Genomic DNA, 15,108 nt, shown 5'->3' on the forward strand with positions numbered 1-15,108 from the left:
CCACCTAAAAAAAGAAAGGTTTTACAAATAATTCATCTATATAGAAAAAATGAACCTCTCCGCAAGCAGAGAGGTTCATTCATGAAACTAAATCAAATGGCTTATTGTAATAATTTAGAAACCATTTGTGGAGTTTGGTTTGCTTGAGAAAGCATGCTGATACCAGCTTCGTTCAAGATTTTGAACTTAGTCATTTCAGACATTTCTTTCGCCATGTCAGCGTCCTCAATTTGAGAAGCAGCTGAAGCCATAGAAGAAGATTGGCTCTTCAGGTTGTTTACGTTAAAGTCAAGACGGTTTAATGTAGCACCTAGAGTTGCACGGTTGTCAGCAACCATTTTTAATGCTTCATCAATTTTGTCAACGGCAGCTAATGCATCAGCTTTAGTAGTAGTTGCTGGTTTCATACCTGTGAACGCTGCGGCAACATCTTTTGCAGCAGCATCATCTTTTCCAGATTTAGCATAAGCTTCAAAAGCAGCTTGCATTTTTGCTGCGTCTTGTTCGCTATATAAATCTTTTACTTTTTCGAAAGAAGCAGCGGCTAAGTCAACAGCATCATTTCTATCACCATCGTCAGCAATTGTTGTAGCAAGTGCTGTAATGTTTGTTTCAGCAGTGTCTATATTTTTTTGAGTAATTGTCATTTTGCCATTAAAAGCAGTGAAGATTGCTGTAGCTTTAGTTGCATTTGGAGTAGCAGCGAATTCGTCAAATGCGTGTTCAATCGCTCCAGCAGTTCCCTTATCAAATAAATCGCTTGCTTTTGCAAAGGCCTCTTTAGCAGTTTCAACCTCAGCTTTAAGTGCATCACCAGTAGCAGCTGAACCGTTAAGTTTATCAATTGCAGCTTTAGCAGCTTTAAAGTTCACATCAGCACTGTTATCAGTACCAATAGCTGTATTAGCGATACCAAGTTTATCAAGCGTAATACCTTTTAAAGAAACGCCAATTTGTTTTGATTTATCACTTGAGTCAAGAGTTTGAATGTTGATTGTTTGGTCATTTTTAAGTAAGTTCTTATCGTTAAATTGAGTGTTGTCAGCAATATAAGTAATTTGCTTTTGTAATTCACCGAATTCTTTTTGTAGTGCAGCTTGGTTTTTATCTGTGTTTGTACCGTTCGCAGATTGGTTGGCAATGTCACGCATACGAAGTAAAATGTTAGATACAGAGTTTAAAGCTGAGTCAGCTGTACGGATTAATGACATACCATCTTGTGTGTTGTTAGCAGCTACGTTTAGACCACTTTCACGAGCACGCATACGAGTTGCAATTGCAAGACCTGCTGCATCGTCAGAAGCGTTGTTGATACGTTTACCGCTTGATAAACGGTCCATAGAATTGCTCATTTTTGCTTGGTTTTGACGCATGTATTCTTGCGTACGCAAACTATTAATATTTGTATTGATTCTCATGTTAAGAACCCCCATTTTTTTATATTGATTTTTCTGCAAATTGAAAAACGGTAATATGCGAAAAAATCGATTTCGAGATTTATTGTAATCCTTGCTACAACGGGTGTCAACTAAAAATTCGAATTAATGAATATAAAAAAATAACAGTTTAACAATCTATTCATTTTTTTATTACAATATTATTAAAAGGATTATTGCAAACTTTTTAAAAAAACTCTAATATTAGATTATCTTTGTTTACCGAAAAGGTGATATTATGGTAGTTGGAAATATAGTAAAAGAAGTTCTTGCATATAAAAAAGGACAGATTCAGCAAAAGTTAAGTAGTCCACAGGCGTTCGTTAGTAGCCGTTTTCAAGATCAATTGCAGAGTGAACCTGCGAAGGAGACGAAGGTTACTCCGCAAACGGCAAAAGTAGAAGATATGAGTCAGCCGGTACAATCTACGAAAATAGAAACGGTTGTTAATAAACCAGAAGAATCTATTAATAAAGTAGAGGAAGCGAATAAGCCGGAGGAAAAAGCTGAAACGAAGCAAGTAGATGAAGTGCAAGTTGCACAAAAAGAGTTTGAACGACGTTTTCCAGAAACGAAAAATGAGGCTGCTGATACGTGGGGATTAACGAATAAATATAATATTCAGAAAATACGTTCTTCAAATGAAGGTAAGTATGAGGATATTATTGATCGCGTAAGTAATACATATGGAATTCCGAAAACGTTAATTCAAAAAATGATTGAAGTAGAGTCTAATTTTAATCCGAAAACGGTGTCACATGCAGGGGCGATGGGGCTGATGCAGCTTATGCCAGCAAATGTGAAAGAGATGGGTATAAAAAATCCATTTTCACCAGCTGAAAGTATTGAAGGCGGCGTGAAAGAGTTAAGCGGTTATTTAAAGAAAAATAACGGTGATCTCGTATTGGCGCTTGCTTCTTATAATGCTGGCCCTGGTAATGTGAGAAAGTACGGAGGCGTACCGCCATTTAAAGAAACGCAAGGATATATTAAAAAAATATTAAATATCGACGTTTCAAAATAAGAAATTTCATATATAGAGAGAACATGAAATTTTCGTGAACATGATATGGGAGTTGGCTAGATTTGAAATTACAAGATGATATTCCGTTAACAATTTATTTTGAAATCGGAAATACGAAAAAGAAAATTGAAGATCTGCTTCATATTACGAAAGGTACATTGTATCGTCTTGAAAATTCAACGAAAAATACGGTGCGTCTTATGCTTGAGAATGAAGAGATTGGAACCGGAAAGATTTTGACGAAGAATGGGAAAATGTACGTTGAAATCGTTGAATTGAAAAGGTAGGGAAGGGGATTGTCATGAGTGGCGAAAAATTAAGCCAAGAGCAAATTGATGCCCTGCTGAAGGCGGTAAATGAAGGCGAGGAAATGCCAGCTTTCGCACAAGAAGCAGGGAAGCAAGATAAATTTCAAGAGTATGATTTTAATAGACCAGAGAAGTTTGGTGTTGAACATTTACGTAGTTTGCAGGCGATTGCGTCTACATTTGGAAAGCAGACGTCACAGACGTTGTCAGCTCGTATGCGTATTCCAATTGAACTAGAGCCTTCAACGGTTGAGCAAGTTCCATTTACGAGTGAGTATGTAGAGAAAATGCCGAAAGATTATTATTTATATTGCGTGATAGATCTAGGTTTACCAGAGCTTGGAGAAATTGTTATTGAGATTGATTTAGCGTTCGTCATTTATATTCATGAATGCTGGCTTGGCGGAGATAGTAAGCGTAACTTTACGATGCGTAGACCGCTAACGGCGTTTGAATTTTTAACGCTTGATAATATATTCTTGCTTCTTTGTAAAAATTTAGAGCAATCATTTGAAAGCGTTGTTGCGATTGAACCGAAGTTTGTAACGACGGAGACAGATCCGAATGCGCTGAAGATTACAACGCCAAGCGATATTATTTCATTACTGAATGTAAATATGAAAACAGAGTTTTGGAATACGACAGTTCGTATCGGTATTCCGTTCTTATCTGTTGAAGAAATTATGGATAAGTTAACGTCTGAAAATATTGTCGAACATTCTTCGGATAAGCGTAAAAAGTATACGTCTGAAGTAGAAGTGAAAGTAAATCAAGTGTATAAACCTGTTCACGTTGCAATTGGTGAGCAGAAGATGACAATTGGTGAGATTGAGCAAATTGAAGAAGGCGATATTATTCCACTTCATACAAAGGTTTCAGATCAACTACGTGGTTATGTAGATGGAAAACATAAATTTAATTGTTTTATCGGGAAAGATGGAACGCGTAAGGCGCTCCTATTTAAAAATTTTATAGAGTAGGAGGATCCATATGAAGCATGAAGTATCTCCTGTGTCATTAATGGGATTAGAAGAATTTGCAGGGAAGCGAAATGAAGCGGGTAAAGCGCATATTGATACCGTTTCGGATATTTCGATTGAACTTGGTGTAAAGCTTGGGAAGTCATCGATTCAGCTTGGTGATGTGAAACAATTAAAAGTTGGCGATGTTCTTGAAGTAGAGAAAAATTTAGGACATAAAGTAGATGTATATTTAAGTGATATGAAAGTCGGTATTGGTGAGGCAATAGTAATGGACGAGAAGTTTGGCATTATTATTTCTGAAATTGAAGCTGACAAGAAACACGCGGCGCTTATGAAGGCGCAAAATCAAATGCAGGATAAAGAGTAGAGGAGGAGTCATATGTCGTATATGACGACCTTATTTCAAGTCGTTTTACTGTTTGGTGCGCTCGGCTATGGTGCATATTATATGACGAAAAAGACGCGCAAACAGCAGTTTTTTAAGCAAGGTGAAAACGGCCATATTCAAGTGAAAGACGGTGTTTATTTAAATCATCAAACGAGCGCCTTTTTATTTGAAGTGGACGGGAAGCAAGTGTTTACTGTTATAAGTAATAACGGTGTACAATCAGTACAATTAACAGGAACAGGAAATCAGTTTCAACAAGCGCTAGAAGACGCGGTGAAGAGTGAAACGAAAAAAGTAGAGGATCCATCATGAGAATAAAGAAACAGTTATCGTTATTTGCCGTTATTTTCGCATTTTCTATTATTTTTTCATTTGTTTTTGTAAATCCAGCGTATGCAGCCCCGAACGGCTTTATTAATTTCGAAAATGGAAAAGAGTTTACGAGTAATTCAAGTGTACAACTATTCGCGCTCGTTACCCTTCTATCATTATCTTCTTCTATCGTTCTTTTATTTACGCATTTTACTTATTTTATGATTGTTCTTGGGATTACTCGTCAAGGGCTTGGGGTTATGAATTTACCACCGAACCAAGTGCTTGTTGGACTCGCATTATTTTTATCGCTGTTTACAATGCAGCCAGTGCTTGGTCAATTAAAGAGTGATGTGTGGGACCCGATGACGAAAGAAAAAATAACAGTAAGTCAAGCTGCGGAGACGACAGCTCCGATTATGAAAGATTATATGTCGAAGCATACGTATAAGCATGATTTGAAAATGATGCTGAAAGTGCGTGGAGAAGAGTTGCCGAAAGATTTAAAGGATCTTTCATTGTTTACGCTTGTGCCATCCTTTACGTTAACGCAAATTCAAAAAGGGTTACTTACAGGGATGTTCATTTATTTAGCGTTTGTCTTTATTGATTTAATTATTAGTACACTTTTAATGTACCTTGGGATGATGATGGTACCGCCGATGATTTTAAGTTTACCATTTAAAATACTCGTTTTCGTATATTTAGGTGGATATACAAAAATCGTCGATATTATGTTTAAGACGGTCGCCTGAAGCGTTTGATGCTATGTGATAGGAGTCATATAAATGAATACGTCACCAATTATAGATATTTTCCAAACCTTTTTTTATAAAGGGGTTATGATTTTAATGCCGATTGCCGTTGTAAGTATGATTGTCGTTATTATTATCGCGGTTATTATGGCGATGATGCAAATTCAAGAGCAAACGCTGACGTTTTTACCGAAAATGGCGAGTATTGTGCTCGTTATTATCATTTTAGGTCCGTGGATGTTTCAAGAGTTAACGATGCTTATTTTAGATTTATTTGATAAAATCCCATCGCTATTGCGTTCGTACTAAGATAGGTGAACTGAAATGAATATGGAATTATGGGCGGCGACGTTTTTTGCGTTTTGTCGCATTACTTCATTTTTATATTTTCTACCGTTTTTCTCAGGTCGATCAATTCCGGCGATGGCAAAGGTTACATTTGGACTCGCTCTTTCGATTACAGTGGCAGATCAAGTGGATGTCTCTCACATAAAGACAGTTTGGGATGTAGCAGCTTATGCAGGAACGCAAATTGTAATTGGGTTATCACTTTCAAAAATTGTAGAGATGCTGTGGAACATTCCGAAAATGGCAGGGCATATTTTAGACTTTGATATCGGTTTATCACAGGCGAGTTTATTTGATGTGAATGCAGGGTCACAGTCCACTTTGCTATCAACAATTTTTGATATATTTTTTCTTATTATTTTTATTTCACTGGGCGGCATTAACTATTTCGTTGCCACGATTTTAAAGTCGTTTCAATATACAGAGGCGATTTCAAAATTGTTGACGACTAGTTTTTTAGATAGTCTACTCGCAACGTTATTATTTGCAATTACATCAGCGGTTGAAATTGCTTTGCCACTTATGGGCAGTCTATTCATTATTAATTTCGTCCTTATTTTAATCGCAAAAAATGCACCGCAATTAAACGTTTTTATGAATGCGTACGTAATTAAAATAACGTGTGGTATTTTGTTTATTGCGATGAGTGTACCGATGCTCGGTTATGTGTTTAAAAATATGACAGACGTATTACTGGAAGAGTATACGAAACTATTTAACTTTTTCTTAACGAAGTAGGGGGACGCGCATGGCAAAGGATAATAAAACAGAAAAGGCCACCCCGCAGAAGCGTAAAAAATCGCGTGAAGAAGGGAATATCGCCCGGAGTAAAGATTTAAATAATTTATTTTCTATTCTTGTATTAGCAGTTGTCGTTTACTTTTTCGGAGATTGGCTCGGTTATGAGATCGCACATTCCGTAGCGGTACTGTTTGATCAAATTGGAAAAAATACAGATTCGACCGAGTATTTTTATTTAATGGGCATATTACTTCTGAAAGTATCGGCTCCTATATTAATACTTGTATATGCTTTTCATTTGTTCAATTATATGATTCAAGTTGGTTTCTTATTTTCTTCTAAAGTACTTAAGCCGAAAGCATCACGTATTAATCCGAAAAACTATTTTACGAGATTGTTTAGTCGTAAAAGTTTAGTAGATATTTTGAAATCACTGTTTTATATGGGATTAATCGGTTACGTTTCGTACGTTCTCTTTAAAAAGAATTTAGAGAAGATTGTTAGTATGATTGGATTTAACTGGACAGCGTCACTTACTGAAATTATTAGCCAAATTAAATTTATCTTTTTAGCCATTTTAATTATTTTAATCGTTCTTTCTATTATTGATTTCATTTATCAAAAATGGGAGTACGAACAAGATATTAAGATGAAAAAAGAAGAAGTGAAACAAGAGCATAAAGATAATGAAGGGGACCCGCAAGTAAAGGGGAAACGAAAAAACTTTATGCATGCCATCTTGCAAGGGACAATTGCGAAGAAGATGGATGGTGCAACGTTTATTGTGAACAACCCGACGCACATTTCGGTTGTGCTTCGTTACAATAAACAAGTTGATGCAGCGCCTATTGTCGTTGCAAAAGGGGAAGATGAGCTCGCATTATATATACGAACGCTTGCCCGTGAACAAGAAATACCAATGGTGGAAAACCGTCCGCTTGCTCGTTCTTTATATTATCAAGTTGAGGAAGACGAGACGATTCCAGAAGATTTATACGTAGCTGTAATTGAAGTTATGCGCTATTTAATTCAAACGAAAGAACTTGAAGTATAATAGCGCGTTTGGAGGGGATCTCTTTGTTTAAGATGGATTCTGCAAGAACCTATTTTTCTATCTTTTTAGCAGCGTCATTCGTTGTGGCGCTCTTAATTCCACTTCCACCATTTATACTTGATATCGTTATCGTTTTTCTACTAAGTATGTCAGTGCTTATTTATATGCGAGCTACAAGTATTAACGAGTGGGATGAATTAAAGTCATTTCCGACGATGTTGTTATTAATCGGGATTTTCCGCGTATCGATTAACGTTTCGACGACGCGAGCGATTTTAACAGACGGAAATGCGGGTCATGTTATTGAAGAGTTCGGCCAGTTCGTAATTGGCGGGAACTTATTAATTGGTATCGTTATTTTTATAGTATTAATCATATTCCAGTTTATCGTTGCAAACGGTGCGTCTCGTACAGCTGAAGTAGCAGCTCGTTTTACACTTGATTCTTTACCAGGGAAACAAATGTCTATCGATGCTGACTTGAATCAGCGTCTTATTACAGAAAAAGATGCACAGGCGAAACGAAAAAAATTAAATATGGAAACAGAGTTTTACGGAGCGATGGATGGCGCTGGAAAGTTCATTAAAGGGGACGTTATTTTCGGGATTGTCATTTTATTCGTAAACATTATTTTCGGTTTAATTGTTGGTATGATGCAGCAAAGAATGAGCTTTGCAGATGCAGCTATTCACTATACACAGTTAACTGTCGGTGACGGAATTGTAAACCAAATCGGTTCGTTAATGCTTGCGATTTCAACAGGTATTATCGTAACGCGTGTATTTGACGGTTCAGCAGATACAGTAACAGAAGGAATCTTTAAAGAGTTATTAGCGCATGAAGTTGTTGTATATGCACTCGGTGGTTTATTTATCGCAATGGGTGTTTTTACACCGCTACCATTTTTACCATTTGCTCTCGTTGGAGGCACGATTATTTTCTTAGGAATTCGCAATAAAAAGCGAATAAAGAAAGAGAAAGAAGACGAGCTTCAACAAGAATTAGAAATGATTCAAGGCGAGGATGAGCAATTACAACAAGTGGAAGATTCATTCGGCGTCTTTACAGATAAATATCCGATTATTGTAGAACTCGGTTTAGATTTAGCGGCACTTGTAAAGCAGAAAATTAACGGGGAAACAGCTCGTGATAAAGTTGTTCTAATGAGGAAATCCATTATTACTGATCTTGGTATTAACGTTCCTGGAATAAACTTTAAAGATAATACGAGTTTTAGACCACGTGGACGCTACATTATTCGTATTAAAGGTGCGAAAGCTGCTGAAGGTGTTTTAAAATCAGGTTATTTACTAGCACTGAAAACGCCGAACGTAATGGCTGATTTAGATGCAGAGCCAGCGAAAGACCCAATTTTTGGTGAAGATGGATATTGGATTTTGGAGCATATGGTACAAGATGCACAAATGAAGGGCTATCAAGTGTTAGAACCGCTGAGCATATTAATTACGCATTTAGATGTTGTCGTTAGACGTAACCTTCATGAGTTAATTCAGCGTCAACATGTGAAAGACTTGATTCACTCGCTTGAAACAGATAATGGCGTTTTATTAGAAGAAATTAAAAAGAAAGAAATCGATTTATCACTCGTGCAAAATGTTATTAAACAATTGCTGAAAGAAGGAATTTCAATTCGGGATTTACCGACAATTATTGAAGGTATTATTGACGGGAAAGAAATTTATCAAAACCATGTGGATGGTGTGACGGCATTTGTTCGTGAATGTATTTCAAAAGTTATTTGTGAGAGTGCGAAAAATCCTGATGGGAAAATTTATGCGGCACTCTTCGCTGATTTGCTTGAGTTAGATGCAGATGTTGTTAATAATTCATACCAAGGTTATTTATTAAACTGGGATTTAGATTTAGAAACGCGTGTAGTAGAACAAGTACAGCGCGTTTTCAAACAAGCTCGTTTAATGGGACGAGAGCCAGTATTATTAACGCGTAGAAAAGATTTCAGGTTTGCTATTGTGAGACTTCTTGAACGTTATCAAATAGAAGCTAAAGTATTATGTATTAGTGAATTGGCACCAGAAATTGTTGTAGATCAAATTGCTTATATTGAATAGTAGGAGGTGAGGTAATGGAAAGTACAGAAAAAAAAGAAGCGTTAATGCGAATAAAAGCAGCTTCGAAAAATGAATTGTATCGAAAATTATTTGACCAATATGGTACAGATTATTACTACGTTGTCGATGAAAGTGTAAAACGAAATATCCCGTTTTTTTGGAAAAAGAATTATGAAATGTTAGTCGCTTTTCCTGAAGATAAACAGGCTGAAAATAGCGAAGGAACAACTCAATTTCATGAGCAATTAATGGATGTTGTAGGTGAACCTTCAGAAGAAATCGTGAAGGTGAATGGAATTCAATCTGTCTTGCACAATTTAGAAAACGTAACGACTTCTATGTCGTACGCAGCGATGCAAACAGGGAATAGTGAAGAATGGGCAAGAAAAAAAGAGAAACTATTACAACTGTTTGAAAAGGGTATTGTCGTTGTGAAACATACAGAAGAGACGAAAGTAGCTAAAAAACAGCCTGTTGTGAAACAAGCTATTTCTGTAAAGAAAGAAGAAGTAGTTATAAAAAAAGAAAACCAGGAATCTGTACCATTTATTATTCAAAAAGTAATTCGGATGTTAGAACAAAACGATGTGGAACAATATTTCATTCATGCATATGCTGAAAAATTAAAAGTGAAGTTTGAGAATGCAACGATGATTACAGAAGAAGAAGTCATCGGATACATATTGGAAGATATGAGATCTCATTTTAATACTGAAAACGTATTTGAGAAAGAGGTACAAACAATTGCATTAATCGGTCCAACTGGCGTTGGAAAAACGACGACACTTGCGAAAATGGCATGGCAGTTTCACGGTAAGAAAAAAACGGTTGGTTTTATTACGACAGATCACTCTCGCATCGGGACAGTACAGCAACTGCAAGATTATGTAAAAACAATTGGAGCAGAAGTTATAGCTGTGCGTGATGAACCCGCAATGGCACGGGCGCTTACTTATTTTAAAGAAGAAGCGCGTGTTGATTATATTTTAATAGATACGGCTGGAAAGAATTATCGTACGTCAGATACGGTTGAAGAAATGATTGAGACGATGGGGCAAGTAGAGCCCGATTATATTTGTTTAACGTTATCTGCTTCTATGAAAAGTAAAGATATGATTGAAATCATTACGAACTTTAAAGATATCCATATTGATGGTATCGTATTTACGAAATTTGATGAAACAGCGAGTAGTGGTGAATTGTTGAAAATTCCAGCTGTATCATCAGCACCAATTGTATTAATGACAGATGGACAAGACGTGAAGCAACATATACATATCGCTACTGCTGAACATTTAGCAAAACAAATGTTACAAACATCGTAAGAAAAGAGGTGAAGAATAAGGCGCTTGCCTTATTCAAACGAGTATGAACGGTCTTTATATAGGTTCTATGGGTATGATGAATTACATGCAGCATATTAATGTTCATTCAAATAACGTTGCAAATGCCCAAACGACAGGATTTAAAGCAGAAAACATGACTTCTAAAGTATTTGATGTGCAAGATACATATCGCCGCGGTGACGGTGCGATGACAAATATCGGTTCGGTCGATTACGCTGTCGTACCAGCTGCGACGCATGTGAACTTAGTACAAGGAAATGTACAAATGACAAATAGTGCTACAGATTTCTTTTTAGACGACGGTGCGGCTGGCACATCATCATTTTTCGTTACATCTAAAAATGATGAAACATTTTTAACGAGAGACGGTAGTTTTACATTGAATAGTGATCGTTATTTACAAACAGCATCTGGTGCTTTCGTAATGGGTGAGAATAATGAACGTATTCGTATTCCAGAAGGAGCAAAGGTAGCTGTACAAGCAGACGGTACATTATACGATGAAGTAACACAAAATAATATTGGCCGCTTGCAAACGAAAACAGTAGATGCAGAAACGAATGCTCGCCTTGTGCAACGTGAAAATAAAAGTTTTACACTAGCAGAAGGTAACCTCGCTGATTTACCGAACGGAACAGGAATAGTAAAAAATCATATGCTAGAAAATTCAAATGTGGATATGACGAAAGAGATGGCCGATCTTATGACAAATCAAAAGATGATTCAAGCATCGCAGCGTATTATGACTTCATTTGATAAAATTTATGAAAAAGAAGCGAATGAAATATTGAGATAAAAAACTCCCGATAGCGGGAGTTTTTTTGTTCTTGCTTTTATTTCAGTAACACCATAAAATGATATTGATAATCATTATCATTTTATGGTGTTATAAAAAAATACAAGATGTGATGGTAGTAACTATTGATTAACTAGGTGAATTAAAAATAAGGGGAAGGTGTGTACATATGTCTACAAAAAAACAACTTTGCATTGGACTATGTTTGATTTCTAGAAAGAAAGAACAAGAGAATGAGTTTGATTCGGGAATTGATGAGCAAGTAGAGTTAGCGAAGCAAGCAGAAAAATCGAAGTTAGATTTTGTTTTTAAAGCGGATTATTTAGTGGCACATCCAGATTTAATTGCACGTAATAAGGGGAATGTAATTTTAGATCCAACATTACTTTTTACTGCAATTGCTTATGCGACAGAAAAGATTGGAGTGGTTACGACCGCTTCAACATCATTTTATCCACCATATATACTAGCGAGGCAACTACAATCTTTAAATTGGATTAGTAACGGCCGAGTAGGTTGGAACATTGTCACATCAATTGATGGTGCTGAAAACTTTGGTGAGACAGGGATGCCACCATCTGAGGAACGATACGCGAAAGCGGCAGAATGTACAGAGTTAGTAAGAAAACTTTGGAGGAGTCATCCTTATGAAGTTTTGAAAGAAGACAACGCAGATGTAATTAGAGAAATGGTACAGCCAATTGAGCATAGTGGTGAACATTTTGAGGTGAAAGGTCCACTTAATGTTCCGCAACATAATTCTGGGGAAATGCCTTTATTTCAAGCGGGTGCTTCAGAGTCAGGTCGGAATTTTGCTGCTTCTGTTGCGGATGCAATTTTCGCCGCAATGCCAGATGTAGAATCAGGAATCGAACTTCGTCAAGATTTAAGAAGAAGAGCAGAAAAGCATGGCCGAAAGCAAGATGATATACGTGTATTGCCTGGTTTATATTTCTTTATTGGCGATTCATATGAAGAAGCGCTAGAAATGCACAGGCAAGCTCATCAACACCTTACAAAAGAGAAGAGGTACGCTTTACTCGAAATGGTTCTCGGATTAGATGTTAGAGGGATACCATTAGAAAGTAAGGTTACTGAACATATGCTACCGAGTAGGAATCAAACTGTACGTAGTAAAACACATGCCGAATTATTACGGAATTTCATCATAAAAAATGAACCAACTGTTGAGCAAATACTAGAACGACCAGAAGTTGTTGGTTCTGCTCATTGGGTCGCTATTGGCACACCACAAGATGTTTGTAAGCAAATTATGGAAAGATTTGAAGCAGGGGCACTAGATGGATTTATTGCAATTCCAGGCGGTCCTCCAAAATCATTGGATTTATTCTTTAGTGAAGTGATTCCTTTATTCGTGAGAGCAGGTGTATTTAGAGAAGAGTATACAGGTTCAACCTTACGTGAGCATTTGGAGGGTAATATATCAAATGCTCTACAGTTGAAATAATTCATTATGCACAAAAAGCCTTTCAAAAGAAGGCTTTTTATTTCGAATAAAAATTCGGAATTGTCAGTTGACTTGTAGAGGCTTCTTTTTTATATTAGTAGGTATAGCAATAACTACTAATGGAAAGTGAAATCGTAGTTTTGAAATTAGAGCTATATAAATTGTGAGGGGTTACCGATGGATGAAATAATAAAGGAGTTACAAAAGTTAGGTTTTTCCCAGTATGAATGTAAAGCGTATATTGGTTTATTAAAACATTCCCCAGTAACAGGTTATGAAGTGAGTAAACAAACAGGAGTACCTCGTTCGATGATTTATGAAGTACTTGGCAAGTTGATGGATAAAGGAGCGGTGCATATCGTTCCTTCTGAACCAGTGAAATATGTACCAGTGCCAGCTACGGAATTAATGGATCGAATGCGAAAAGATTTTGAAAAGTCCTTTGAATTTCTAGACCGAAAATTAAATTGTTTAGAACAAGAGCGACAAATTGATGTAATTTCGCATATTCGCTCAAATGATCGTGTTTTGAAAGAAATATGCAATATAATTAATAGAGCAAAAGAAGAGTTATGGATTTCTGTATGGGAAGATCAAGTGCACGAGATTGAGCCATTCATTCATCAAAAGGAAGCGGAAGGCGTACATATTTTTTCGATTTTATTTGGTGCTCCAGAAACAAAAATAGGAGCGACATTTCACCATAATTATATGACACCTCACGTCGTTGAAAAGAGAATGGGTGGTCATTTAACTGTTATCGCGCGTGATGGGGAAGAAGTATTAATTGCTAACTTTTCAAATGATAGCACTTCATGGGCCGTTACAACGTATGATCCAGCTTTAGTTCTCGTCGCTACAGAATATGTTCGGCACGACATTATGGTGGAAGAGATTACGAAGGAGTTTGGAGCTGATAAATTAGATACATTATGGCGTGAAAACATAGATTTAGTTCATGTCGTAACAGGAAAACGTACTATAGAAGAAATGGAGGGAGATAATGGTGAATAAAGCTCAAGCACATATGACATTGCAGAGCGATGATTCATTTCAGCAAGGTGTAAAGGATTGTTTACCAACTGTATTTGGATATTTGAGCATCGGTATAGCGGCTGGTGTTATTGCGAAAACAGCAGGTTTCTCGATCATAGAAATTGCTTTTATGTCCACATTAATTTACGCAGGTTCTGCTCAGTTTATATTAGCGGGTATGTATGCAGCTGGTGCCCCAGCCTCGGCAATTATTTTTACTGTGTTCTTTGTTAATTTACGTCACTTATTAATGAGTGCTGCACTCGCACCTTACTTCACCAAGATACCTCTTTTTAAAAATTTAATAATTGGTTCGCAAATTACAGATGAAACTTTCGGCGTTGCAGTGCAACAAGCAGCACAAAAAGGCCATTTAGGCGAGAAATGGATGATGGGACTTAATGTAACAGCATATTTAAATTGGATTTTAGCTACAGTTCTCGGAGGGCTTTTTGGAGAGTGGATACCAGATCCTCATACGTACGGAATGGATTATGCGTTACCAGCGATGTTTATCGGATTATTTGTACTTCAGCTAATAAGTAGTAAACCGAAACTAGCCATTCATCTAAGTGTTGCAATTGTAGCGATTATTATCGCATACGTTTCACACTTATTTATGCCAGATAGTATAGCAGTTATTATCGCAACACTTTTAGCTGCGACAATCGGGGTGGTGATTGAAAAATGGAAGTAAGATTGGACGTATTATTCCTTTTACTAGCAGCCGGAGCTGTCACACTCGTACCACGTATTTTACCTCTTCTCGTATTTAGTAAACTACAAATTCCAGACTGGGGTTTAAAATGGTTAAATTACATACCAATTGCGATATTAGCAGCACTTTTAGCACAAGTATTATTTATGCATGAGACAGTGCAGTGGGATTATATCATTGCGGCAATTCCTACATTTTTCGTAGCGATATATACTCGTAGTTTATTAGGAACAGTATTAACAGGAGTCATTGTAATTATTTTGTTACGTTTATTTTTCTAAAAAGGATTCAGCTCATATAATAGCG

At 36.7% G+C, this 15,108-nt stretch carries 17 protein-coding genes; 16 read left to right on the forward strand and 1 reads right to left on the reverse strand.

The features are described 5' to 3' along the window. Positions 1-101: 101 nt before the first annotated feature. A complete protein-coding gene (locus MHH59_RS08410; protein WP_340851070.1) occupies positions 102-1,418 on the reverse strand; it encodes a flagellin N-terminal helical domain-containing protein in 1,317 nt (438 codons plus the stop codon). 256 nt (positions 1,419-1,674) lie between these two features. Here MHH59_RS08410 and MHH59_RS08415 point away from each other — a divergent pair, with 256 nt between their 5' ends. From MHH59_RS08415 to MHH59_RS08490, 16 genes are all read left to right on the forward strand, one after another. Next, positions 1,675-2,460 carry a lytic transglycosylase domain-containing protein gene (locus MHH59_RS08415; RefSeq protein ID WP_340851073.1) on the forward strand — a complete coding sequence of 262 codons (786 nt, stop codon included), beginning with the start codon at positions 1,675-1,677 and terminating at the stop codon, positions 2,458-2,460. Positions 2,461-2,522: 62 nt separating this feature from the next. Next, a complete protein-coding gene (locus MHH59_RS08420) occupies positions 2,523-2,747 on the forward strand; it encodes a flagellar motor switch protein FliN (protein ID WP_000775712.1) in 225 nt (74 codons plus the stop codon). A 14-nt stretch (positions 2,748-2,761) separates the two neighbouring features. Continuing rightward, a complete protein-coding gene (fliM, locus tag MHH59_RS08425; protein ID WP_340851074.1) occupies positions 2,762-3,748 on the forward strand; it encodes a flagellar motor switch protein FliM in 987 nt (328 codons plus the stop codon). A gap of 10 nt (positions 3,749-3,758) precedes the next feature. Then, on the forward strand, positions 3,759-4,118 hold the full coding sequence (gene fliN, locus MHH59_RS08430) for a flagellar motor switch protein FliN (RefSeq protein WP_002064660.1): 360 nt from the start codon (positions 3,759-3,761) through the stop codon (positions 4,116-4,118). Between the two features lie 12 nt (positions 4,119-4,130). Beyond that, complete coding sequence (locus tag MHH59_RS08435; protein WP_000121176.1) at positions 4,131-4,451, forward strand: hypothetical protein; 321 nt, start codon at positions 4,131-4,133, stop codon at positions 4,449-4,451. After that, entirely contained in the window at positions 4,448-5,206 is a 759-nt protein-coding gene (locus MHH59_RS08440; RefSeq protein ID WP_002126633.1) for a flagellar type III secretion system pore protein FliP, read from the forward strand. The genes MHH59_RS08435 and MHH59_RS08440 overlap by 4 nt, the downstream gene beginning before the upstream one ends. A 33-nt stretch (positions 5,207-5,239) precedes the next feature. Next, positions 5,240-5,515 carry a flagellar biosynthetic protein FliQ gene (locus tag MHH59_RS08445; protein ID WP_002011993.1) on the forward strand — a complete coding sequence of 92 codons (276 nt, stop codon included), beginning with the start codon at positions 5,240-5,242 and terminating at the stop codon, positions 5,513-5,515. Between the two features lie 15 nt (positions 5,516-5,530). Next, the gene (locus MHH59_RS08450) at positions 5,531-6,292 is read left to right on the forward strand and encodes a flagellar biosynthetic protein FliR (protein ID WP_001055697.1); all 762 of its coding nucleotides are present in this window, start codon (positions 5,531-5,533) and stop codon (positions 6,290-6,292) included. Positions 6,293-6,302: 10 nt separating this feature from the next. Then, complete coding sequence (gene flhB / locus MHH59_RS08455; RefSeq protein ID WP_002126637.1) at positions 6,303-7,349, forward strand: flagellar type III secretion system protein FlhB; 1,047 nt, start codon at positions 6,303-6,305, stop codon at positions 7,347-7,349. Between the two features lie 23 nt (positions 7,350-7,372). Beyond that, on the forward strand, positions 7,373-9,439 hold the full coding sequence (gene flhA, locus MHH59_RS08460; protein ID WP_340851076.1) for a flagellar biosynthesis protein FlhA: 2,067 nt from the start codon (positions 7,373-7,375) through the stop codon (positions 9,437-9,439). 14 nt (positions 9,440-9,453) lie between these two features. Beyond that, a complete protein-coding gene (flhF, locus tag MHH59_RS08465; protein ID WP_340851077.1) occupies positions 9,454-10,764 on the forward strand; it encodes a flagellar biosynthesis protein FlhF in 1,311 nt (436 codons plus the stop codon). A 43-nt stretch (positions 10,765-10,807) separates the two neighbouring features. Continuing rightward, positions 10,808-11,581, forward strand: coding sequence for a flagellar basal-body rod protein FlgG (locus MHH59_RS08470; RefSeq protein WP_340851078.1), 774 nt, complete (start codon positions 10,808-10,810; stop codon positions 11,579-11,581). A 169-nt stretch (positions 11,582-11,750) separates the two neighbouring features. Beyond that, positions 11,751-13,049 carry an NtaA/DmoA family FMN-dependent monooxygenase gene (locus MHH59_RS08475; protein WP_340851079.1) on the forward strand — a complete coding sequence of 433 codons (1,299 nt, stop codon included), beginning with the start codon at positions 11,751-11,753 and terminating at the stop codon, positions 13,047-13,049. A 177-nt stretch (positions 13,050-13,226) separates the two neighbouring features. Next, positions 13,227-14,063: a TrmB family transcriptional regulator gene (locus MHH59_RS08480; RefSeq protein WP_078203044.1), complete on the forward strand. Its 837-nt coding sequence runs from the start codon at positions 13,227-13,229 to the stop codon at positions 14,061-14,063. Then, positions 14,053-14,781 carry an AzlC family ABC transporter permease gene (locus MHH59_RS08485; RefSeq protein WP_002126646.1) on the forward strand — a complete coding sequence of 243 codons (729 nt, stop codon included), beginning with the start codon at positions 14,053-14,055 and terminating at the stop codon, positions 14,779-14,781. Before MHH59_RS08480 ends, MHH59_RS08485 begins: the two co-directional genes overlap by 11 nt. Further along, positions 14,772-15,083 (forward strand): AzlD domain-containing protein, encoded by a 312-nt coding sequence (locus tag MHH59_RS08490; RefSeq protein WP_002086437.1) that lies wholly within the window; start codon positions 14,772-14,774, stop codon positions 15,081-15,083. Before MHH59_RS08485 ends, MHH59_RS08490 begins: the two co-directional genes overlap by 10 nt. Positions 15,084-15,108: the final 25 nt, after the last annotated feature.

It is taken from the genome of Bacillus sp. FSL E2-0195, assembly GCF_038003645.1.
Taxonomy (GTDB): domain Bacteria; phylum Bacillota; class Bacilli; order Bacillales; family Bacillaceae_G; genus Bacillus_A; species Bacillus_A mycoides.

Excerpts from the sequence above, each read along its gene's own strand:
- MHH59_RS08410 (WP_340851070.1), bottom strand. The coding sequence starts at position 1,418 with ATGAGAATCAATACAAATATTAATAGTTTGCGTACGCAAGAATACATG.
- MHH59_RS08415 (WP_340851073.1), top strand. The coding sequence starts at position 1,675 with ATGGTAGTTGGAAATATAGTAAAAGAAGTTCTTGCATATAAAAAAGGA.
- fliM (WP_340851074.1), top strand. The coding sequence starts at position 2,762 with ATGAGTGGCGAAAAATTAAGCCAAGAGCAAATTGATGCCCTGCTGAAG.
- fliN (WP_002064660.1), top strand. The coding sequence starts at position 3,759 with ATGAAGCATGAAGTATCTCCTGTGTCATTAATGGGATTAGAAGAATTT.
- MHH59_RS08435 (WP_000121176.1), top strand. The coding sequence starts at position 4,131 with ATGTCGTATATGACGACCTTATTTCAAGTCGTTTTACTGTTTGGTGCG.
- MHH59_RS08440 (WP_002126633.1), top strand. The coding sequence starts at position 4,448 with ATGAGAATAAAGAAACAGTTATCGTTATTTGCCGTTATTTTCGCATTT.
- MHH59_RS08445 (WP_002011993.1), top strand. The coding sequence starts at position 5,240 with ATGAATACGTCACCAATTATAGATATTTTCCAAACCTTTTTTTATAAA.
- MHH59_RS08450 (WP_001055697.1), top strand. The coding sequence starts at position 5,531 with ATGAATATGGAATTATGGGCGGCGACGTTTTTTGCGTTTTGTCGCATT.
- flhB (WP_002126637.1), top strand. The coding sequence starts at position 6,303 with ATGGCAAAGGATAATAAAACAGAAAAGGCCACCCCGCAGAAGCGTAAA.
- flhF (WP_340851077.1), top strand. The coding sequence starts at position 9,454 with ATGGAAAGTACAGAAAAAAAAGAAGCGTTAATGCGAATAAAAGCAGCT.
- MHH59_RS08470 (WP_340851078.1), top strand. The coding sequence starts at position 10,808 with ATGAACGGTCTTTATATAGGTTCTATGGGTATGATGAATTACATGCAG.
- MHH59_RS08475 (WP_340851079.1), top strand. The coding sequence starts at position 11,751 with ATGTCTACAAAAAAACAACTTTGCATTGGACTATGTTTGATTTCTAGA.
- MHH59_RS08480 (WP_078203044.1), top strand. The coding sequence starts at position 13,227 with ATGGATGAAATAATAAAGGAGTTACAAAAGTTAGGTTTTTCCCAGTAT.
- MHH59_RS08485 (WP_002126646.1), top strand. The coding sequence starts at position 14,053 with ATGGTGAATAAAGCTCAAGCACATATGACATTGCAGAGCGATGATTCA.
- MHH59_RS08490 (WP_002086437.1), top strand. The coding sequence starts at position 14,772 with ATGGAAGTAAGATTGGACGTATTATTCCTTTTACTAGCAGCCGGAGCT.